Consider the following 20,275-nt stretch of genomic DNA (forward strand, 5'->3'; position numbering starts at 1 on the left):
AGGGGCCGGAAGCTTTCGCCGCCGGCCCCTCGATACTTTCGGCGATCGCCGAAGACGTCTTAGTGGATGTCTTCGTTGATCAGGCCGACCTTGTACCAGCCAGCGGTCTGCAGCTGGTTCAGGACGCCCATGAAGTCCGAATACAGCACGTCGGCGTCGGCGCGGATCATCACGCGCTGATCGTCCTTCGGACCGGCTTGACCCTTCGAGGTGAACGAAGCGTCCAGGTCGATCGGCAGGTTGTCGAGGCTGGTTTGCTTGTCCGCGATGAACAGAGCGCCCGACTTCTGGATCGAGATGAAGACCGGTTCCTTCGGCTTCGGCGCGTTCGGCGGCGGCGGGACGGCCGGCGGCAGATCGATCTTGATCGAGGTCACGGCCATCGGCACGGCGACCATGAAGATGATCAGCAGAACGAGCAGAATGTCGACGAAGGGCGTGACGTTGATTTCGGAATTCTGGTTCAGCGAGTAGCGACCGCCGCCGCCGCCAGCAAGTTTAGCCGCCATAGCCTGACTGTCTCCCGGGGACCGCCCCCAGGCGGTCCAGAAATTGTTAGATGCCACGTCTGGCGCAGACGAGCGCGGAAGTAAAGCCCGACGAGACGGCGCGATGGCAACCCCTTTTGTGAGTCTTTTTGGCCTAACGGCGTTCAGGAGGCGGAATCCGGGCCAGGCCTTCGCGCAAGACGCGACTAGCGCTCGCAAACCGGCCGCGCTAAGCCCCCGCACATGATCTTTTCGTTCGACGCCTACGTCACCGCCGCCCTGTTCGATCGCGCTGGACGCGCCGGATTCGCCCTGGGCGACGGCACTGTCCGATTCGAGGCCGAGGGCGGCTTCGTCACCGTCGAGGCTCATGGCGGGCCGATGGGGGGGGCTGCGCTGGCCGCCTGTGTCCATCCGTCGGGCCGGGGCCTGGTGACCGGCGGCGACGACGGCCGCGTGGTCTGGAGCCGCCTGGAGGGCGACGAGCTGGTCGCCACCCTGCTGGCCGAGGTCAAGGGCAAGTGGATCGAGCACGTGGCCGCAAGCCCCGCCTCGGGCCTGATCGCCTTCACGGCCGGCAAGGAAGTGCACGTGCTGGACGTCGCCGACGACAGCTTCCGCCGCGTCTATGCGCACGAGAAGACGGTGTCGGCGGTGGCCTTCGACCCGAAGGGCAAGCGCCTGGCCGCGGCCGGCTACGGTGGCGTGTCGCTGTGGTGGGGCCGCATCGCCGACCAGAAGCCGACGGTGATGAAGTGGGCCGGCAGCCACGTCGGCCTGGCCTACAGCCCCGACGGCAAGTTCCTGGTCTCGGCCATGCAGGAGAACCAGCTGCATGGCTGGCGCCTGTCGGACGGCAAGGACATGCGGATGGGCGGCTATCCGGCCAAGATCAAGAGCATGGCCTTCCTCGACAAGGGCAACCTGCTGGCCACCGCCGGGGCCAACGGCGCGGTCATCTGGCCGTTCGCCGGCGCCAGCGGCCCGATGGGCAAGGAAGCCGCCGAGATCGGCTTCTCGCGGGATTCGCTGGTCGTGCAGGTCGCGGGCGTCGACGCCCTGCCGGTGGCCATCGCCGGCCAGGACAACGGCCGCATCTGGGCCTGCCACCTCCGCTCGGGCCGCATCGAGACCCTGAAGGCCGAGAAGGGCGCCGCGATCAGCAGCCTGTCGGTCAACGCCGACGGCACGCGCCTGGCCTGGGGCGACGAAACCGGCGAGGCCGGCGTGCTGGCCGTGCCGGACATCTCGGTGCGGAATTTTTAAAACCCTCTCTCTGAGAGAGAGGGGTCAGGTCGGCCACGTCTCTTCGCTGGCGCCCAGCACCTCGCCGGCCAGGTAGAGCGAGCCGCAGATCAGTACGTGCGGGACGGGGTCCAGCGCCAGGGCGCGGGCCAGGGCGTCGTCGAGGCTGTCGCAGGCGGCCGCCCGTAGGCCGGCCAGTTCGGCGGCGGCGGCGGTCTGGGCGGCGCTGGCGGCGGCGTGACCTTCGAAGGTGACGGTGAAGACCTTGGTCGCGATCCCCCGGAAGGCCTCGAAGAAGCCGGCGGCGTCCTTGTTGGCCAGGAGGCCCGAGATCAACGCCACGGGGCGGCCGTCGCGGACGGCCAGGTCGGCCACGGCGCGGGCCACCGCGCGGCCGGCGTGCGGGTTGTGGCCGCCGTCGAGCCAGAGGTCCGTCCCGGCCGCCTGCGCGGCCCGCGCGTAGGGGCCGGCTGTCAGGCGCTGGAAGCGGGCCGGCCAGACCGTGCCGGCGATCCCCCGGCCCATGGCCTCTTCGTCGATGCGCGGGTCGTCCAGGGCCAGCAGGGCGGCGACGGCCAGGCCCGCGTTGGCGAACTGGTGCTCGCCGGGCAGGGACGGAGCGGGCAGGTCGAGCAGGCGGTCGGGCATCTGCACCAGCAGGCGGCCGCGCTCTTCCCAGGCGTCGAACTCGCGGCCCATCAGGGTGAGCTCGACCCCGGCCATGGCCGCGGCGGTCTCCAGCACGCCGTCGACGGCGTCCTGCTGGCGGGCGCTGACGGCGGGAGCGTCGGGCTTGATGATGCCGGCCTTCTCGACGGCGATCTGCTCGATCGTGTCGCCCAGGAACTCGCGGTGATCCAGATCGATCGGCGCGATGACGCTGACGGCGGGGCTGGAGATGACGTTGGTGGCGTCGAGCACGCCCCCTAAGCCCACCTCGACGATGCACAGGTCGGCGGGAACCTCGGCGAAGGCGACGAAGGCCGCGACCGTGGTGATCTCGAAGAAGGTGATGGCCTGGCCGTCATTGGCCGCCTCGACCCGCTCCAGCACGTTCGCCAGGTGCTCTTCGGTCATCAGCGCGCCGGCCAGGCGGATGCGCTCGACGAAGCGCACCAGGTGGGGCGAGGTGAAGACGTGGACCTTGAGCCCCGCGGCCTCGGCCATGTGGCGCAGATAGGCGACCGTCGAGCCCTTGCCGTTGGTGCCGGCCACGTGGATCACCGGCGGCAGTCGGTCCTGCGGATCGCCCAGGGCGGCGCACAGTCGGCGCATGCGGCCCAGCGACAGGTCGATCTTCAGCGGATGTAGCGCCCGCAGGCGCTCCAGCGCGGCGTCGTGGGCGCGGAGGTGGTCGGTCATGATCCCAAGATCCTCCCCCTCTGGGGGAGGGGGACCCCGAAGGGGTGGAGGGGGCCGCCGTCAGGCGGCTGCGCCGCACCCCCTCAGTCGCTGTCGCGACAGCTCCCCCGGAGGGGGAGCATCAGTTCGTTCAAGCCGCCTTGCGACGGCCCAGCATCAGGGTGCCGAGGACCGAGCCGAGGGTGGACGGCAGGTCCTTGCGGGCGGTGACGCGGTCGACCATGCCCTTTTCGACGAGGTACTCCGAGCGCTGGAAGCCCGGCGGCAGGGTCTCGCGGATGGTCTGCTCGATGACGCGCGGACCGGCGAAACCGATCAGCGCGCCCGGCTCGGCCAGGTGCACGTCGCCCAGCATGGCGTAGGACGCCGTGACGCCGCCGGTGGTCGGGTCGGTGAGGACCACGACATAGGGCAGGGCCGCGTCGTTCAGCTCGTTGATGGCCAGGGTGGTGCGGGCCATCTGCATCAGCGACAGCGCGCCTTCCTGCATGCGCGCGCCGCCGGCGGCGGTGAAGGCGACCAGCGGAACCTGGCGGGCCAGCGCGGCCTTGGCGGCGGCGATGAAGCCTTCACCGGCGGCCATGCCGAGCGATCCGCCCATGAAGGCGAAGTCCTGGACCAGCACGACGGCGTCGACGCCGGCGATCTTGCCGTAGCCGATGGCCATGGCGTCCTGCTCGCCGGTGCTCTTGCGCGCGGCGGCCAGGCGGTCCTTGTAGGGCTTGCCGTCCGAGAACTTCAGCGGGTCCTCGACCACCGACGGGGTCGGCAGGGCCTCGTACTGGCCATCGTCGAAGGTGAACTTGAAGCGCGCTTCGGGACCGATGCGCATGTGGCGTCCGGCCGGGGTGACCCACAGGGCCGCCTCCAGGTCGGAGCGGTAGATCATCTCGCCCGTGTCGGGGCACTTGACCCACAGGTTCTCGGGCGTCTCGCGCTTGGCGAACGCACCGCGCACGCCGGGGGCGATACGCGACAGCCAGCCGCCTCGGCGGTCGGTCGAGCTCTTGGTCTTGTCGCCCTTCTTGGGGCCTTGGGGTTCAGCCATCGCCATAGCCTTACAGCCTCACACCGTATCTTGTCGCGCGGATCGCACAGCCTTAGCCAGCTCCGACGCCTTGGAAAGAACCTTTTGGGTCACGTTTTCGTTCAGCTTGCCCGCTGATTCAATCTCGTCGACCAGCGCCGAGCCCACGACGGCGGCGTCGGCGACGCGGGCCACCTCGGCGGCGCGCTCGGCCGTGCGGATGCCAAAGCCAACCGCCACAGGCAGTTGCGCGGCCGCGCGCAGGCGCTCGACGGCGGGAGCCACCGCATCGGCGTCAGCTTCCTTGACGCCGGTCACGCCGGCCACCGACACGTAGTAGACGAAGCCCGAAGTGCGGCGCACGACGGCCGGCAGGCGCTTTTCGTCGGTCGTCGGCGAGGCCAGGCGAATCAGCGAGACGCCTTCGGCCTCCAGCGCGTCGCTCAACGGGTCGGCTTCTTCCGGCGGGCAGTCGACGACGATCAGGCCATCGACGCCGGCTTGCGCGGCGGCCTTGGCGAAGACGTCGAAGCCCTTGTTCACCAGCGGGTTCAGGTAGCCCATCAGGATCAGCGGGGTGTCCTGGTCGCCTTCGCGGAAGGCGCGGGCCAGCTCCAGCGTGCCGTTCAGGGTCATCTTGCCGGCCAGGGCGCGCTGGCTGGCGCGCTGGATGGTCGGACCCTCGGCCATCGGGTCCGAGAACGGGAAGCCCAGCTCGATCAGGTCGGCGCCGGCGGCCGGCAGGCCCTTGAGGATCTCGAGCGCGGTCGCGGCGTCGGGATCGCCGGCCATCACATAGGCGACGAAGCCGGCGCGGTTTTCGGCCTTCAGCGCCGCGAAGCGGCGGTCGATGCGGTCTTTGGTCATTGGTCTCAGTTCCCGCTGACGACGGCGGAGCCGAAAACCCCGCCCTTCGACAGGCTCAGGGTGAGGTTTTCTACTGCGAGGTCGGAAATAGCCCTCATCCTGAGCTTGTCGAAGGACGAGGGCGCTTGGCGCGCCGGTCGAAGCATCTAGATGCTGCGCCCGAGCGCGTCGGCCACGGTGAAGATGTCCTTGTCGCCACGGCCCGACAGGCACATGACGATCACGCCGCCCTCGCCGATCTCCTTGGCCAGCTGGGGCAGCTTGGCGATGGCGTGGGCGCTTTCCAGGGCGGGGATGATGCCCTCGAGCTCGGCGCACAGCTGGAAGGCCTTCAGGGCCTCGTCGTCGGTGCAGGTCAGGTACTGGGCCCGGCCGATGTCGTGCAGGAACGAGTGCTCGGGACCGATGCCCGGATAGTCGAGGCCGGCGCTGATCGAGTGGGCGTCGAGGATCTGGCCGTCGTCGTCCTGCAAGAGGTAGGTGCGGTTGCCGTGCAGCACGCCCGGACGCCCGCCGGTCAGCGAGGCGGCGTGCTTGTCGGTGTCGAGGCCGTGGCCCGAGGCTTCCACGCCGTAGATCTTCACGCCCTCGTCGCCGAGGAACGGGTGGAACATGCCGATGGCGTTCGATCCGCCGCCCACGCAGGCCAGGACGGCGTCGGGAAGGCGGCCTTCCAGGTCCTGGATCTGCTCGCGGGCTTCATTGCCGATCACCGCCTGGAAGTCGCGGACCATGGCCGGATAGGGGTGGGGGCCGGCGGCGGTGCCGATCAGGTAGTAGGTGTCTTCGACGTTGGTGACCCAGTCGCGCATGGCTTCGTTCATGGCGTCCTTGAGGGTCGCGGCCCCCGAGGTCACCGGACGCACTTCGGCGCCCAGCAGGTTCATGCGGAAGACATTGGGCTTCTGCCGGGCGACGTCGACGGCGCCCATGTAGACGATGCAGGGCAGGCCAAAGCGCGCCGACACGGTGGCCGAGGCGACGCCGTGCTGGCCAGCGCCGGTCTCGGCGATGATCCGGGTCTTGCCCATGCGCTGGGCCAGCAGGATCTGGCCCATGCAGTTGTTGATCTTGTGCGCGCCGGTGTGGTTCAGCTCTTCGCGCTTGAAGTAGATCTTGGCGCCGCCGAAATGGCGGGTCAGGCGCTCGGCGAAATAGAGCGGGCTGGGACGGCCGACATAGTGCGTCAGGTAGCCCTTCAGCTCGGCCTGGAAGGCCGGGTCGTTCTTGGCTTCCTGGTAGGCCTTGTCCAGCTCGAGCACGAGCGGCATCAGGGTTTCGGCCACGTACAGGCCGCCGAACTCGCCGAAGCGCCCCTTGGCGTCGGGATAGGCGGACCAGTCGTTGGGCCGGTCAGAAGCTTGGACAGGAGCGTTCACGGGCGTTTCCAGTTAGGTCAGGCGCGTTTGACGGCGTCGAGAAACGCCGTGATCAGAGCCGGGTCCTTTAGGCCCGGACCGCGTTCCACGCCAGAGGAAACGTCCACCAGCGGGGCCCCGGAGGCGGCCACGGCGGCGCCCACGTTCCACGGATCAAGGCCGCCCGCGAGGAAATGCGGGCGAGAAAATCGCCGGCCTTGCAGCAGGCTCCAGTCGAACCTTGCGCCGGTGCCGCCGGGCAGGACGGATCCTTCCACCGGCCGGGCGTCGAAAAGAAACTGCTCGGCCACGGTCTCGTACGCCTTGGCCTGGTCGACATCGGCCGACGAGGAAACCGAGAAGGCCTTGATGACGCCGACGCCGCTGCGCTGAGCGATCTCGCGGACGCGGGTGGGGGTCTCCTTGCCGTGCACCTGGATCAGGTCGGGGCGCATGGTGGCCATCAGCCGGTCGATCAAGGCGTCGTCGGGATCGACGGTCACCGCCACGGTCGACACGCCGCGGCCGCGCACCGGCTCGACCAGGCGAGCGGCGGCTTCGGGCTCGAGGTTTCGGGGGCTCCTGGCGAAGAAGACGAAGCCCAGATAGGCCGCGCCGCCGTCGAAGGCGGTCTTCACCGTCTCCGGCGTCGAGAGCCCGCAGATCTTGGCCTTGGTGGTCATCGGGGGGGAGTTACGGTGGGGAAGTCGCCAGCGCAACCCCCGCCGCCCAACCGGCGAGGTTCACTGGAGGGTGAAGACCCCGTTGACCGCCTTCCACTCGGCCGGGCCGATCAGCCGGTCGTGCGCCACCTGCACCGAGTGCAACACTCCATCGAGCTCGCGGCTCCAGAAATCGAGGAAGCCCTTGAGGGTGGGGAACCTGGGGGCCAGGTCGTACTCCTGCCAGACATAGAGCTGCAGCAGGTGCGGATGGTCGGGCAGATGGTAGCAGATGTTGGCCGTGGTCAGGCCGTAGCCCAGCATTTGCAGTTCGAACGCGCGGGAAGTCATCGAGAGCAGTCTCCGACAACGGTTAAGCGTCACCGAGAAACCGTCCGCCCGAGCGCTGAGTCGCTCAAGAGGGCAGGGCGTCGCACCTCGAGATCCTTCTCCCCTTGCGGGAGAAGGTGGCGCCGAAGGCGTCGGATGAGGGGTTGCACGGCGTTCGACGTCTGAAAGACCCCTCACCCGACCCGCCACGCGGGCCACCCTCTCCCGCAAGGGGAGAGGGGGCCAGATATCAGTCCCGCACCAAGCCGCCGTCGACCACCAGGTTCTGGCCGGTCACGGCCCGCGCCCAGGGACTGGCGAAGAACAGCACCGCGTCGGCGAACTCGGCCGGGGTGGTGACCGAGCGCAGCGGGGTCATGCCGGCGATCAGGTCGAAGACCGGCTCGGGCGTGGCGGCGCTGGCGCCGGTGACGCGCAGAAGGCCGCCGGAGACCATGTTGACCGTGATGCCCGCCGGGCCAAGGTCGCCGCAGGCCGTGCGGGTCAGCGACAGCAGGGCCGCCTTGACGGCGGTGTAGTCGTGATAGGGCACGACCGGGTTCTGGAAGAGGTTGGTGCCCACGTTGATGACGCGACCGAAGCCGGCGTCGGCCATGTCGGGGGCGGCGGCCTGGATGACGTTCAGCGCGCCCTTCAGGACGGTGAGGTTCTGCTTCTCGAAGTCTTCCCAGGCGATGCTGGCCAGGTGGGCGCGGGCGTCGCCGTTGAAGCTGTAGTCGAGGGCGTTGTTGACCACCGTGGTCACGGGACCGCCGAAAGCGGCCTTGGCGGCGGCCAGCATGGCCTCGACGGCGGCGCGGTCGGCGACGTCGGCCTGGACGGCGATGGCGCGTCCGGGCCCGCCCAGCTCGGTGGCCAGGGCCTCGGCCGCGTCCTGGCTGGCGCGGTAGTTGACGACGACGCGGGCGCCCTGGCGGGAAAAGGCGCGGGCGATCTCGGCCCCCAGGCCCCGGCCGGCGCCGGAGACGAGGACGATCTGGTCGGACAGCTGCATTCTTTACTCCTGGAACGCTTGGGGCGGAGAAAACCCTCGTCCTTCGACAAGCTCAGGATGAGGGCCTTCCACTGCTCGGGCCATGAATTGGTCCTCACCCTGAGCCCGTCGAAGGGCGAGGACCACGCAAAGGGGAGGAGCTTCTACCGCCGCTCGTCCAGGCTCGCCACCACCCCCAACTCCGGCGAAGGCGGGGTGGGCAGGGGCGCGACGGCCTCGAGCCGGCAGACCAGCCCTTCCTCGCGCCAGTCCATCCGGACGTGGCCGCGCAGCTCGCCGCGCAGGCTGCGCTCGATCAGCCGCGAGCCGAAGCCGCGCCGGGTGGGCAGGCCAACGACCCTGGGGCCGCCGGTCTCGGTCCAGGTCAGCGACAGGGCGCGGGTGGTCTCGTCGAACCGCCAGGCCACCGCCACCGAGCCGTCCAGATTGGACAGGGCCCCGTACTTCAGGGCGTTGGTGGCCAGTTCGTGGAAGACCAGCGACATGGTCAGGGCCCCACCCGGCGGCAGGAAGCAGGGCGGCCCGGCCACCGACACCCGGCCGGCCGCGGCGGTGAATGGCGCGAGCGCCCGCTGGGCCACCTCGCACAGGTCCGCCCCGTGCCAGCTCTCGCGGGTCAGCACGTCGTGGGCCAGCGACAGGCCCAGAAGCCGCAGCTCGAACTTCTCGAAGGCGGTGACGGGGTCGGGCTCGTTGCGCAGGGTCTGGGCGGCCATCGACTGGACGGTGGCCAGGGTGTTCTTCACGCGGTGGTTCAGTTCGTTGATCAGCAGGCGCAGCTGGCCCTGGTGGCGCTCCTGCTCGGCCTCGACCACCTTGCGGGCGGTGATGTCGGCGATGATCGCCACCAGATAGGCCAGGCCCCCGCGCGGCTGCACCTTGGAGACGGTCAGGCGGATCCACAGAACCTCGCCGTCGCCGGCGATCAGCCGGCGCTCGGCGGCGTAGGTGTCGAGCCGGCCGGCCAGCAGGGCCCGCACGTGGGCCTGCGCGCCCGGCAGGTCCTGGGGCGCGATCAGTTCGGCGGCGTTGCCGGCCACCAGGGCCTGGCGGCTGCGGCGGGTGATGGCGCAGAAGCGGTCGTTGACCTCGAGGAACACCCCGCGCGGCGAGATCCGCGCCACGCCCATGGCCGCCTGCTCGAACACCGCCTTGTAGCGGGCCTCGGCCGCCTCCAGCCGCAGGCGCGCCTCGACGGCGGCGGTGACCACTTCGGTATAGAGAACCAGGCCCCCGACCGCGCCCTCGTCGGTGCGCCAGGGCGCCATCGACCAGCGGATCCACTCGACCCGGCCGTGGCGGTCGACATAGCGGTCGCCGCCGTCCTCGCGCAGCTCGACCCCCTCGTTCAGCACCCGCGCGTGCAGGTCGCGCCAGTAGCGGGGGATCTCGGGGAACACCTCGTAGTGCACGCGACCCAGCAGCGGCAGGTCGGCCGGCAGGCCCTGGTCGGTCAGGTACTGGGCCGAATGGGCGAGATAGCGCATCGACCGGTCGAAGATGGCGATGCCCATCGGCGCGTGCATCAGCGCCGTGGTCAGGCTGGGCGAGACCGTATCGATCATCGGTCCGGGCGGTCTCCGAGGGGAGCAGGCGACGGGACCGATATCATGGCCCCGTTCGCGCATGAGGTGAAAGGGGCAATTCTCGCGTGCCTCCTCCGGTCCTCCGGGCTACCTCGCGGGGGCAGGGTCTGGGGCACGGCTTCGCCGTCTTCCGCGCGGTTGCGCAGAGCGTGTTACTCCCGGTACGGTGAAGCCTGACCGGGCGGGGGCGGTGGTTTCGGCGGCGCGGGTCGTCGGGCGCTCCTCGCCGTCGAGGAACACGATGACCGACGTAGCGAGCAACGGCCTCAGCGCCGACACCCAGGCCCTGATGGCGTTCGAGGCCAGCAAGAAGTCGACGGGCGTCACCTACCTGCTGTGGTTCTTCCTCGGCGGCTTCGGCGGTCACCGCTTCTATCTGGGGCGCACGGGCTCGGCGGTCGGCCAACTGGTGCTGAACATCTTTTCCTGGATGACGATCTGGTTCGGATTGGGCTTTTTCACCCTTGCCGCTCTCGGTGTCTGGCTGATCGTCGACATCTTCCTGATCCCCGGCATGGCCCAGGAGCACAACGCCGCGCTGATGAAGCGCCTGAACGTCGCCTCACGCCCCGCCGCCCAGCCCGTCGCCAACGTGGCGGACGAGTTGACCAAGTTCGCCGCCCTCAAGGACAGCGGCGCCATTACCACCGAGGAATACGAGGTCCAGAAGGCGCGGCTGATGGGGACCCCGCTTGCGATCACCTCGCCGCCGGCCGACCAGACTGCTCCCGGCTCGGTCTAGGAAGTGATCCAAAGCCTAGGCGGCGCGGTCCGTGAGGACCGCGCCCGCTTCCCCTACTCCCCGGCCTCCACCGGCTGGTCGTAGGCGGCCATCATCGCCATGTTGAGGATCTTCGACACCGAAGCGCCCAGCGGGCAGATCTGCACCGACTTGGACAGGCCCAGCAGCACCGGGCCGATCACTGTGGCGCCGCCCAGCGACTGGACGAGCTTGGTCGAGATCGAGGCGGCGTGGATGGCCGGCATGATCAGGATGTTGGCGCTGTCGGTCAGGCGCATGAACGGGTAGGCGAGGCGCTTTTCCGGGTCGAGGGCCAGTTCGGGGGGCATTTCGCCCTCGTACTCGAACTCGACGCCCATCTCGTCCAGCGTGGCCACGGCCTGGCGCACCTTGTCGGAGCGCTCGCCCATGGGGTTGCCGAAGGTCGAGTAGCTCATGAAGGCCACGCGCGGCTTGAAGCCCAGGCGCGTGACGGCCGAGGCGGCCTCGCAGGCGATCTCGACCAGTTCGTCGGCGTCGGGCAGCTCGGTGACGTTGGTGTCGGCCACGAAGATGGTCCGGCCCTTGGCCAGCACCACCGACATGCCCATGATCCGGCCGCCGGGGGCCGGATCGACGACGCGCAGCACCTCGTCGAGCGCCTGGTCGAAGCTGCGGGTGACGCCGGTGACCATGCCGTCGGCCTCGCCCATCGTCACCATCGAGGCGGCGAAGCTGTTTCGGTCCTGGTTGATCAGGCGCTGGACGTCGCGCTTGAGGAAGCCCTGGCGCTGCAGCCGCGCGTACAGGGCGTCGACATAGTCGGGGTTGCGGTCGGAGAGACGGGCGTTGTGGATCTCGATGCCGGCGGTCTCGGGGTCCAGGCCCACGAGCTTCATGTTCTCGTGCACCAGGTTCTCGCGGCCGCAGAGGATGGCCTTGCCATAGCCGCCGGTCTGGAAGGCGTAGGCGGCGCGGATCACGGACGGCTCTTCACCCTCGGCGAAGACGATACGCTTGGGCTTGGCCAGCACCGAGCCGGCGATCTTCTGCAGGAAGCCGGCGGTGGGGTCGAGGCGCTGGGCCAGGCTCTGGCGGTAGGCCTCCATGTCGGCGATCGGCTTGCGGGCCACGCCGGTGTCCATCGCCGCCTGGGCCACGAACGGCGGCACGTACCAGATCAGGCGCGGGTCGAAGGCCGAGGGGATGATGTAGTCGGGGCCGAACTTCAGCTGGCGGCCGTGATAGGCGGCGGCCACCTCGTCGGGCACGTCCTCGCGGGCCAGCATCGCCAGGGCCTGGGCGCAGGCGATCTTCATCTCGTGATTGACGCGACGGGCGCGCACGTCGAGCGCGCCGCGGAAGATGTAGGGGAAGCCCAGGACGTTGTTGACCTGGTTGGGATAGTCGCTGCGGCCCGTGCCCATGATCGCGTCGGGGCGCACGCGGTGCACTTCCTCCGGGGTGATCTCGGGATCGGGGTTGGCCATGGCGAAGATCACCGGATTGGGCGCCATGCTGGCGATCATCTCCGGAGTGAAGGCGCCCTTGGCCGACAGGCCGAGGAGAACATCCGCGCCCTGCACGGCCTCGGCCAGCGTGCGCTTGTCGGTGTCGACGGCGTGGGCGCTCTTCCACTGGTTCATGCCGTCGGTGCGGCCGCGATAGAGCACGCCCTTGCTGTCGCAGGCGATAACGTTCTCGGGGCGCACGCCCATGGCCTTGATCAGGTCCATAGAGGCGATGCCGGCCGCGCCGGGACCGTTCAGCACCACCTTGATGTCGGCCAGGTTCTTGCCGGTGATGTGGCAGGCGTTGATCAGGCCGGCGGCGCAGATGATGGCGGTGCCGTGCTGGTCGTCGTGGAACACCGGGATGTCGAGCAGCTCCTGCAGCTCGGTCTCGATGCGGAAGCACTCGGGGCTCTTGATGTCTTCCAGGTTGATGCCGCCGAAGGTGACGCCGATGTTCTTGACGACGGTGATGATCTCGTCGGCGTCCTTGGTGGTGACCTCGATGTCGATGCTGTCGACGTCGGCGAAGCGCTTGAAGAGGACGCTCTTGCCTTCCATCACCGGCTTGGAGGCCAGCGCCCCCAGGTCGCCCAGGCCCAGGATCGCCGTGCCGTTGGAGATCACCGCCACCAGGTTGCCCTTGGAGGTGTAGTCGTAGGCGGCGTCGGGATCGGCGGCGATCGCGTGCACCGGCACGGCCACGCCGGGGGAGTAGGCCAGCGACAGGTCGCGCTGGGTCGCCATCGGCTTGGTGGGGGTCACCGCCAGCTTGCCCGGCTGGGGATAGCGGTGGAAGGCCAGGGCCTCCGCGTCGGTGAAGGTCTTGCGTTCCGCGTCGCTCATGGCGGCGTTTCCTGTCCTGCGTAGCCAGTTGAAATGGACCCGCCGAACGATGCGACGCGTCCTTATGCGAGGGTCAGCCTAGCGACGCGTCTGGCCGGCTACAACCGGACAATATCAAATGGTACCGGTACAAACGCTTGTTGGGCAAAGGTTTGCGGTTTTGTCGTCGCTCCCGCTACGGAAGCTCACCGGATAAATCCGTTGACCCCGGAGAGGGGGTGGGCGACGAGGCGCGGCGCATGTTTCGTGGAGAAAACCCCGTGTCCCAGTCCCCCGTTCGGATCGCCGTCGCCGGAGCCCTGGGCCGCATGGGCAAGGCCGTCTCCGCCACCCTGGAAGGCCGCGCCGACGCGCTTGCCGTGGCCCGCTTCGACCGTCCGGGCGCGGAGGGCGAGGGCCTCGTGGCGCTGGAGAGCGCCCTGGCCGACGCCCAGGCGATCATCGACTTCACCATCCCCGAGGCCTCGGTCGCCCTGGCCGAGACCATCGCCGCGGCCGGCGGCGGGATCGCCCTGGTCATCGGCTCGACCGGCTTCACGGCCGAGCAGGACGCGCGCCTGGCGAAGGCCGCCGAAAAGGTCACGATCGTGCGCTCGGGCAACTTCTCGCTGGGCGTCAACATGCTGATGGGCCTGGTGCGCCAGGCCGCCGCCGCCCTGCCGGCCGCCGACTGGGACATCGAGGTCTTCGAGGCCCACCACAAGCGCAAGATCGACGCCCCCTCGGGCACGGCCCTGATGCTGGGCCAGGCCGCCGCCGAGGGGCGCGGCGTCGTGCTCTCCGAGGTCGAGGACCGCGCCCGCGACGGCGTCACCGGTCCGCGCAAGGAAGGCGCGATCGGTTTCTCGGTCGTGCGCGGCGGCGGCGTCATCGGCGAGCACAGCGTGATCTTCGCCGGCGAGAGCGAAAGCCTGACCATCGCCCACTCGGCCATCGACCGGGGCCTGTTCGCGCGCGGCGCGGTGGCGGCGGCGGTTTGGGCGCAAGGCCAGGCGCCGGGGATCTACGACATGCAGCAGGTGCTGGGGTTCAAGGCGGTCTGAGCCGCCTTCTCCCTTCCCCCTTGATGGGGAAGGGGGATTTGTTTCCGGATCGTCGCTTTCCTGACTTTTCTCGAACCGGGGCCTCACAAACGCCACGGCTTGCGGCATGGTGCGGCCGATGGCCGAGCCTCACGCCGACCCCGATTCCGTCACGAAACCCGCCAAGCCCGCGCGGAGCCCGCGCCTGAGCAAGGCCGCGCTGGCCGACGCCGGTCTGGAGGCGGCGTCGTTTGCCATGATGGCGTTCATCGCGCTGGGCATGTCGGCCTATGCCGGCCGGCGCGAGATCAGCCAGGCGCTGGCCGAAGCGTGGCTGGCCGAGCGTGGCATCGAGGGCCTGATCTCGGTCGAGAGCCTGGACGCCTCGGGCTTCGCCGGCTCGATCCGGCTGGGCCCCAAGAACGACCCTTACTTCTCGGCCAAGCGCATCGAGGTGGCCTACGACCTGCAAGCCCCGTGGTCGGGCGGGCCGTTCGCCATCGACACCCGGGCCGTGCGCATCACCAGTCCGCGCCTGCAGGCCCGCTATGACGGCCAAAAGCTGACCTTCGGCAAGTTGCAGCCCCTGATCGACGAGGCGCTGAAGTCGCCCGGCGAGGAGAAGGAGGGCGGGCCGGCCGTGCTGGTCGAGGACGCCCGCGTCACCTTGCAGACCCCGGGGGGCGTGGCCCGCCTGACCGGCGACGCCAGCCTCGACGACGGCCAACTGCTGCGGCTGGATGCGGCGATCGCGGCCATGCGCTACGCCACCGGCGACCTGCAGGTCGAACTGCGCGGGGCGATGCTGAAGGCCCGCAAGCGCGGCGATCGCCTGGCCATCGACGCCCGCGCCGAGATCGACGCCCTGGACGCCGAGCAGGTCGACCTGGAAGGCGCCGACGCCCGGGTCGAGGCCGATGTCGCCTATCCCGACCTCAAGCGCCTGGCGGCCACGGGGCCGGCCGACGTCAAGCTGTCGATCAAGGCCCAGGGCTTGAGGGCCGGCGAGACCAGCCTCGACGACGTCGAGACCCGCCTGACCCTGGCGGGCCTGGTGGCCGGCAACTTCACCCAAGGCGGCGCGGCCGCGCGGCTGTCGGGCCAGGCCCGGGCCGGACGGCTGGTGGCGCCGGGGCTGGAGGCGCGCAGCTTCACCGCCGAGCTCGACAGCGACGCCCTGCGGGTGGACTTCGACAAGGCCGGCGCGCGGGTGCTGGGGCCGGCGCGCCTGCGCGGCACGGCCGAGCGGGCTGTGGCCGGCGGCGCGGCCCTGACCCGCACGGCGGTCGACATCAAGTCCAAGACCTTCGTGTTCAGCGCGCCCAAGGGCCGGCCGATGAGCGTGTCGGGTCCGATCCAGGTGGCCGCCGGCGTCGGCCGCGCGGCGCGCGACGGCCTGGGGCTGTCGGCCCTGGTGCTGGACGCCAGGGGCCGCTTCCAGGCGGGCGAGAGCCTGAGCCTGACTCTGGAGGGCCGGGCCGGGGCGGACGGGGCGGTGGCCGCCCCCGACGCCGAGCGCCTCACCGCCGGCCTGCCCAGCCCCGAATATGCGGCGGCGGCCCGCAAGGCCCTGACCGACTTCTCGCTCGACGCCGACGACCTGCGGCTGGAGATCGGCGAGGGCCGGGTGGCCGCCTTCGCCGGCAAGCCCGTGACCCTGGCGGCGGCCAGCGGCGCCAAGGCGACCCTGACCCCCGGCGGCGGGCGGTTGATGGAAAGCCTGCATGGCGTCTCGCGCGGGGCTGCGACCCTGGCGCTGGGCGGCGGCGGCCTGCCCGAGCTGACCCTGACGGCCAGCGACTGGCGGGCCGACGCGCGTGGCTTTACCTCGCCCGTTACCCTGGCCGGCAAGCTGGACGTGCCGCCCGCCGAGGGGATCAGCGCCACGATCAAGGGCCAGGCCCGCGCCGCCGGCGGCGTGTTCGACTTCCGCCTGGCCGGGTGCACGCCGGTCACGGTGGCGGCCATCGAGGCGGGCGAGGCCGGCGAGCGGCCGATCCAGGATATCGCGCTCGACCTCTGCCCCGTCGCCGCGCCGCTGGTGCGGGTGGCGGGCGGCCGCTGGGAGGCCCAGGCCCGCTTCGCCAATGGACGCGGCGCGATCACCGCTGCCGAAGCCAAGGCCGAGGGCGTGGCCGGGACCTTCGTCGGCGGCGGCCAGGGCTTCGACCGCGCCGAGGTGCGGCTGACCGAAGGCCGGCTGATCGATGCGGCCTCGGCCAAGCGCTTCGAGCCGGTGAAGGCGACGGGAAAGCTCAACCTGGCCTCGGGCGTGTGGAGCGGCGGCGTCGACGTCGGCACCGCCAGCGGGTTCGCCCTGGGCCGCATCGACATCCGCCACGGGGTGGAGAGCGGTCGAGGCTCGGCGCTGATCGACGCCTCGAACATCGTCTTCACCAAGGAGGCGGGCCTGCAGCCGGTGGCGGTCAGCCCGATGGCCGCCTTCGCCAGCGAGGCCGAGGGCAAGGCCAGCTTCAAGGGCCGCTTCGACTGGACCGACAAGGGCGTGACCAGCAGCGGCGAGGTCTCGACGCAGGGCCTGGACTTCCGCGCCAGCCCGCTGGGCTTCGTGGCCACCCTGGCCGGCGACGTGAAGTTCGACAGCCTGGCGCCGCTGACCAGCGCTCCCGACCAGAGCCTGAAGATCACCCGCATCGACTCCATCGTGCCGCTGGAGGCCGTGGGCGCGGTGTTCACCCTGGGCGCCACCTCGCTGAAGGTCAGCGAGGCCAGCCTGACGGCCGCCAAGGGCAAGATCTCGATCGAGCCCGTGGACGTGCCGCTGAACGGCGGCCCGATCAGCGGCGTCATCGTCATCGACGGCCTGGACCTGGGCGAACTGACCGCCGGCTCGACCCTGGCCGAGAAGGTCAAGCTGGACGCGGTGGTCTCGGGCCGCCTGCCGTTCCAGTTCAGCGACAAGGGTTTCAAGCTGCTGGACGGCAAGCTGTCGGCGATCAAGCCCGGCCGCATCTCGATCGCCCGCGAGGCGCTGACCGGGGTCGAGGCCAACCAGGGCGAAAGCGACAGCCCGGGCAACCCCAACAACCAGCCGCCCGCCGACGCGCCCGTCAACGCCATCCAGGACTTCGCCTACCAGGCCATGGAGAACCTGTCGTTCGACACCCTCGAGGCGGGCGTCAACTCGACGCCGAACGGTCGCCTGGGCATGCTGTTCCACATCAAGGGCGAGCACGATCCCAAGGTCGCCGAGAAGGCCCGGGTGGGCATTCTGGAGCTGATCCGCGGCAAGGCCTTCCAGCGGCGGATCCCGCTGCCGGCCAAGACGCCGGTGGACCTGACGCTCGACACCTCGCTCAATTTCGACGAGCTTCTGGCCGCCTGGGGCCGCCGCTTCGCCGAGGAAACCGAAGAAACCCGTCGTTCAGCGCCTGTTCAGCCGTGAACGACGAACGTGAAGCCCGAAATGGAGACTTAAAGCCATGCACAAGCGCGTCCTGATCGCGACCCTGCTGGCGGCGGGAGGCCTTGCGGCCTGCACCCCGACCGTCCGCGTCAAGGTCGATCCGATCAACATCTACGCCAAGCTGGACGCCGACGTGCGGGTGCGGCTGGACAAGGAAGTCCAGACGCTGATCCAGCAGAACCCGAACCTGTTCTAAGAGGAGGAACCGCCATGATCCGCAAGACGATGACGGTTTTGGCCATCGCCGCCGCCCTGGGCGCGGTCGCCGCCGCCCCCGTGATGGCCCAGTCGGCCGCCGCCAAGGCCGCTGTTGACTCGGCCAAGTCCGCCGGCACGGTCGGCGAGCAGGCCGACGGCTTCCTCGGCATCGTGTCGGGCGGCGACGCCGACCTGCGCGCCGCCGTGGCCGAGATCAACACCGGCCGCGCGGCCGTCTACAAGGACACCGCCGCCAAGACCGGGGTCACCGCCGACGCCGCCGGCCAGGCCACCGCCAAGCAGCTCTATGCCCGCCTGGCCGCCGGCCAATACTGGAAGCCGCTCGGCGGCGGCTGGGTGAAGAAGTAGGGGCGTCGAAGATGCTCCCCCTGAAGGGGGAGCTGTCGCCAAGCGACTGAGGGGAAGTTCCGGCGGCGCGTCAGCAGCCGCTTCCCCCTCCGGCCCTACGGGCGACCTCCCCCTTCGGGGGAGGATCCTTTGTCCGGATCCTTCTCCCCTTGCGGGAGAAGGTGTCGCCGCAGGCGACGGATGAGGGGTTTCTCAGACGCAAGACGCCGCGAAAGCCGATCGGCTTTCGCGGCGTTTCTGTTGGTACGACCCCTCACCCGACCCCACTGCGTGGGGCCACCCTCTCCCGCAAGGGGAAAGGGCTCTAGTCCCCCTTCACCCCCGCGGCCGCCCGCGTCAGCTGCACGAACTCCGCCCGCAGGCCGTAGGGGTCGTCGCCGCGCGCGCCTTGCGCCAGGGCGGTGACGGCGGGCCAGTCGAACGCAGGGGCCAGCCAGGGATCGCCGCGCAGCTTCTGGCCGTAGGCGGCGACCGCCACGGCGAAGCGGGTGGCCTCCGGCGCGGCCGCCAGGCTGGCATAGGTGTCGGCCGGGCCGATCGGCCGCTCGATCAGTTTCGACACGCTGCCGCCGGGCGGCTTGTAGCGCACCTTCAGATAGGCCAACTCGCCCGCCTTGCCGGCCGCAGGGGCAGGCTTGGCCCCGCCATAGCGCAGCGGATCGGACGAGGGCGCCGCGCCGGCCGGCGTGATCTCGTACAGCGCGGTGACCGAGGCGCCCGAGCCGACCTCGCCGGCGTCGACCTGGTCGTTGTTGAAGTCCTCGCGGTTCAGCAGGCGCGTCTCGTAGCCGATCAGCCGGTACTCGGAGACCTCGCGCGGATTGAACTCGACCTGGATCTTCACGTCGTCGGCGATCGGGAAGAGGTTGCTGGCGAAGTCGTCGCGCAGCAGCTTCCTGGCCTCGCGCAGGCTGTCGACATAGGCCGCCGTCCCGTTGCCGTTCTGGGCCAGGGTCTGCATCATCACGTCGTTGTAGTTGCCGCGCCCGAAGCCGTAGACCGACAGGTAGACGCCGCTCTTGCGCTGGTCGGCGACCACGTCCTTGAGCCGCGAGGGATCGGCGATCCCGACATTGAAGTCGCCGTCGGTCAGCAGGATCACGCGATTGACCGCCCCCTTGTCGAAGTTCTGGCGGGCCAGGGCGTAGGCCAGCTCCAGCCCCTGGCCGCCGGCGGTCGAGCCGCCCGACTGCAGGGCCTCGAGCGCGCAGCGCATCTTCAGCTTCGAGCGGCCGTCGGTGGGCGCCAGCACGGCCCCGGCCGAGCCGGCATAGGCGACGACGGCCACCCGGTCCTGCGGCCGCAGCTGGTCGATCAGCACGTTCAGCGCTTTCTTGGCCAGCGGCAGGCGGTCGGGCCCGCGCATGGAGCCGGAGGTGTCGACCAGGAAGACGAGGTTCAGCGGCGGCTGGTCGGCGCGGGGGCGCTCATAGCCTTGCAGGCCGATGTGGACGAGCTTGCGCTGCGCCGACCACGGCGAGGGCGCGACCGCGACGGTGGCCCGGAACGGGGTGTCGGCCGAGGCCGGGCGCGGATAGCCGTAGTCGAAATAGTTGACCAGCTCCTCGACCCGCACCGCGTCGCGCGGCACGGGGCGGCCGTCGTCGAGGAAGCGGCGGACATTGGCGTAGGCGGCGGTGTCGACGTCGATCGAGAAGGTCGAGACCGGCTCGTCGGCCGTCCGCTTGATCGGGTTGGAGGCTGCGCCGGGATAGCGTTCGGTGTCGCGCGGGGCCTGGATCGGGACCGACTGGATGACGGCGGGACGCGCGGGGGCGTAGCCGAGCGCGCCGACGTCGCTGCGTTCCCTGACCGGCGGGATAGGCAACGGGATCGGCAGCGGGGCGGAGGCCGTTAGTGGCGGCGGCGGCGGCGGCGGCGGCGGAGGAGGAGGAGGAGGGGGCGGAAGGGCGTGGGTGGCGGTGCGCCGGCTCGTCCGGGCGCCTGAGACGGCCACGCTCTCGTGCACGTCGGCCCAGGTCGCGAAGCCGAGGGCGGCGCAGGCGTCGGCCGTGGGAGCGCCGTCCTGCATGGGCGGCGGCGGCGTCATGGCGCCGGCCGGCAGGGCGATCAGGACGGACAGCAGGCCGGCGCTGGCCAAGCGGATGGTTTTGTTCATGGCGCTTATCCCCCTCTGGTTGAGGCGATGATTACGCGCGTAAACGAAAAGCGCCAGGGGTTTTTGAAGGCTCCTCCCCGTGAAACGGGGGAGGAGCAAGGAGCAGTCGGCGAAGCCGACTG

At 70.2% G+C, this 20,275-nt stretch carries 17 protein-coding genes; 6 read left to right on the forward strand and 11 right to left on the reverse strand.

The genetic code is table 11. The features are described from left to right. Positions 1-59: 59 nt before the first annotated feature. Positions 60-509: a biopolymer transporter ExbD gene (locus ACODR1_RS00345; protein WP_058349874.1), complete on the reverse strand. Its 450-nt coding sequence runs from the start codon at positions 507-509 to the stop codon at positions 60-62. A 222-nt stretch (positions 510-731) separates the two neighbouring features. On the opposite strand from ACODR1_RS00345, the gene ACODR1_RS00350 reads away from it, so the two are divergent. Next, on the forward strand, positions 732-1,754 hold the full coding sequence (locus tag ACODR1_RS00350; RefSeq protein WP_488878675.1) for a WD40 repeat domain-containing protein: 1,023 nt from the start codon (positions 732-734) through the stop codon (positions 1,752-1,754). A 24-nt stretch (positions 1,755-1,778) separates the two neighbouring features. Here ACODR1_RS00350 and ACODR1_RS00355 read toward each other — a convergent pair whose 3' ends face one another. The 8 genes from ACODR1_RS00355 to ACODR1_RS00390 form a co-directional block, all read right to left on the reverse strand. Beyond that, complete coding sequence (locus ACODR1_RS00355) at positions 1,779-3,095, reverse strand: bifunctional folylpolyglutamate synthase/dihydrofolate synthase (protein ID WP_488878676.1); 1,317 nt, start codon at positions 3,093-3,095, stop codon at positions 1,779-1,781. 130 nt (positions 3,096-3,225) lie between these two features. Beyond that, positions 3,226-4,149 carry an acetyl-CoA carboxylase carboxyltransferase subunit beta gene (locus ACODR1_RS00360; RefSeq protein WP_101716057.1) on the reverse strand — a complete coding sequence of 308 codons (924 nt, stop codon included), beginning with the start codon at positions 4,147-4,149 and terminating at the stop codon, positions 3,226-3,228. 12 nt (positions 4,150-4,161) lie between these two features. Beyond that, positions 4,162-4,989 carry a tryptophan synthase subunit alpha gene (gene trpA, locus ACODR1_RS00365; protein ID WP_488878677.1) on the reverse strand — a complete coding sequence of 276 codons (828 nt, stop codon included), beginning with the start codon at positions 4,987-4,989 and terminating at the stop codon, positions 4,162-4,164. 146 nt (positions 4,990-5,135) lie between these two features. Continuing rightward, positions 5,136-6,368, reverse strand: a complete 1,233-nt coding sequence (trpB, locus tag ACODR1_RS00370) for a tryptophan synthase subunit beta (protein WP_488878678.1) — start codon at positions 6,366-6,368, stop codon at positions 5,136-5,138. A 17-nt stretch (positions 6,369-6,385) separates the two neighbouring features. Continuing rightward, a complete protein-coding gene (locus ACODR1_RS00375; protein WP_488878679.1) occupies positions 6,386-7,030 on the reverse strand; it encodes a phosphoribosylanthranilate isomerase in 645 nt (214 codons plus the stop codon). A gap of 60 nt (positions 7,031-7,090) precedes the next feature. Next, a complete protein-coding gene (locus ACODR1_RS00380; RefSeq protein ID WP_101714085.1) occupies positions 7,091-7,360 on the reverse strand; it encodes an usg protein in 270 nt (89 codons plus the stop codon). 229 nt (positions 7,361-7,589) lie between these two features. Then, the gene (locus ACODR1_RS00385; RefSeq protein WP_488878680.1) at positions 7,590-8,354 is read right to left on the reverse strand and encodes a 3-oxoacyl-ACP reductase; all 765 of its coding nucleotides are present in this window, start codon (positions 8,352-8,354) and stop codon (positions 7,590-7,592) included. A 143-nt stretch (positions 8,355-8,497) separates the two neighbouring features. Continuing rightward, a complete protein-coding gene (locus ACODR1_RS00390; protein ID WP_488878681.1) occupies positions 8,498-9,919 on the reverse strand; it encodes a sensor histidine kinase in 1,422 nt (473 codons plus the stop codon). 262 nt (positions 9,920-10,181) lie between these two features. On the opposite strand from ACODR1_RS00390, the gene ACODR1_RS00395 reads away from it, so the two are divergent. Next, the gene (locus tag ACODR1_RS00395; RefSeq protein WP_488878682.1) at positions 10,182-10,682 is read left to right on the forward strand and encodes an NINE protein; all 501 of its coding nucleotides are present in this window, start codon (positions 10,182-10,184) and stop codon (positions 10,680-10,682) included. Positions 10,683-10,735: 53 nt separating this feature from the next. Here ACODR1_RS00395 and ACODR1_RS00400 read toward each other — a convergent pair whose 3' ends face one another. Further along, positions 10,736-13,018 (reverse strand): NADP-dependent malic enzyme, encoded by a 2,283-nt coding sequence (locus ACODR1_RS00400; RefSeq protein WP_116487590.1) that lies wholly within the window; start codon positions 13,016-13,018, stop codon positions 10,736-10,738. Between the two features lie 239 nt (positions 13,019-13,257). Between ACODR1_RS00400 and dapB the strand changes: the two genes are divergently transcribed. The 4 genes from dapB (at position 13,258) to ACODR1_RS00420 (ending at position 18,034) form a co-directional block, all read left to right on the forward strand. Then, on the forward strand, positions 13,258-14,061 hold the full coding sequence (gene dapB, locus ACODR1_RS00405; RefSeq protein WP_488878683.1) for a 4-hydroxy-tetrahydrodipicolinate reductase: 804 nt from the start codon (positions 13,258-13,260) through the stop codon (positions 14,059-14,061). Between the two features lie 118 nt (positions 14,062-14,179). After that, a complete protein-coding gene (locus tag ACODR1_RS00410) occupies positions 14,180-17,446 on the forward strand; it encodes an intermembrane phospholipid transport protein YdbH family protein (protein ID WP_488878684.1) in 3,267 nt (1,088 codons plus the stop codon). A gap of 37 nt (positions 17,447-17,483) precedes the next feature. Continuing rightward, a complete protein-coding gene (locus tag ACODR1_RS00415) occupies positions 17,484-17,663 on the forward strand; it encodes a YnbE family lipoprotein (protein ID WP_058349385.1) in 180 nt (59 codons plus the stop codon). 14 nt (positions 17,664-17,677) lie between these two features. Continuing rightward, positions 17,678-18,034: a YdbL family probable chaperone protein gene (locus tag ACODR1_RS00420; RefSeq protein WP_101716047.1), complete on the forward strand. Its 357-nt coding sequence runs from the start codon at positions 17,678-17,680 to the stop codon at positions 18,032-18,034. Between the two features lie 304 nt (positions 18,035-18,338). Here ACODR1_RS00420 and ACODR1_RS00425 read toward each other — a convergent pair whose 3' ends face one another. After that, complete coding sequence (locus tag ACODR1_RS00425; protein ID WP_488878685.1) at positions 18,339-20,153, reverse strand: vWA domain-containing protein; 1,815 nt, start codon at positions 20,151-20,153, stop codon at positions 18,339-18,341. Positions 20,154-20,275: the final 122 nt, after the last annotated feature.

The organism is Caulobacter sp. FG7 (assembly GCF_057808875.1).

Bases quoted from the DNA above. Each gene is read 5' to 3' on its own strand.
- ACODR1_RS00380 (WP_101714085.1), bottom strand. From the start codon at position 7,360: ATGACTTCCCGCGCGTTCGAACTGCAAATGCTGGGCTACGGCCTGACC.
- ACODR1_RS00395 (WP_488878682.1), top strand. From the start codon at position 10,182: ATGACCGACGTAGCGAGCAACGGCCTCAGCGCCGACACCCAGGCCCTG.
- ACODR1_RS00355 (WP_488878676.1), bottom strand. From the start codon at position 3,095: ATGACCGACCACCTCCGCGCCCACGACGCCGCGCTGGAGCGCCTGCGG.
- ACODR1_RS00415 (WP_058349385.1), top strand. From the start codon at position 17,484: ATGCACAAGCGCGTCCTGATCGCGACCCTGCTGGCGGCGGGAGGCCTT.
- ACODR1_RS00400 (WP_116487590.1), bottom strand. From the start codon at position 13,018: ATGAGCGACGCGGAACGCAAGACCTTCACCGACGCGGAGGCCCTGGCC.
- ACODR1_RS00425 (WP_488878685.1), bottom strand. From the start codon at position 20,153: ATGAACAAAACCATCCGCTTGGCCAGCGCCGGCCTGCTGTCCGTCCTG.
- ACODR1_RS00360 (WP_101716057.1), bottom strand. From the start codon at position 4,149: ATGGCGATGGCTGAACCCCAAGGCCCCAAGAAGGGCGACAAGACCAAG.
- ACODR1_RS00345 (WP_058349874.1), bottom strand. From the start codon at position 509: ATGGCGGCTAAACTTGCTGGCGGCGGCGGCGGTCGCTACTCGCTGAAC.
- ACODR1_RS00375 (WP_488878679.1), bottom strand. From the start codon at position 7,030: ATGACCACCAAGGCCAAGATCTGCGGGCTCTCGACGCCGGAGACGGTG.
- trpA (WP_488878677.1), bottom strand. From the start codon at position 4,989: ATGACCAAAGACCGCATCGACCGCCGCTTCGCGGCGCTGAAGGCCGAA.
- dapB (WP_488878683.1), top strand. From the start codon at position 13,258: ATGTTTCGTGGAGAAAACCCCGTGTCCCAGTCCCCCGTTCGGATCGCC.
- ACODR1_RS00385 (WP_488878680.1), bottom strand. From the start codon at position 8,354: ATGCAGCTGTCCGACCAGATCGTCCTCGTCTCCGGCGCCGGCCGGGGC.
- ACODR1_RS00390 (WP_488878681.1), bottom strand. From the start codon at position 9,919: ATGATCGATACGGTCTCGCCCAGCCTGACCACGGCGCTGATGCACGCG.
- ACODR1_RS00410 (WP_488878684.1), top strand. From the start codon at position 14,180: ATGGCCGAGCCTCACGCCGACCCCGATTCCGTCACGAAACCCGCCAAG.
- ACODR1_RS00420 (WP_101716047.1), top strand. From the start codon at position 17,678: ATGATCCGCAAGACGATGACGGTTTTGGCCATCGCCGCCGCCCTGGGC.
- ACODR1_RS00350 (WP_488878675.1), top strand. From the start codon at position 732: ATGATCTTTTCGTTCGACGCCTACGTCACCGCCGCCCTGTTCGATCGC.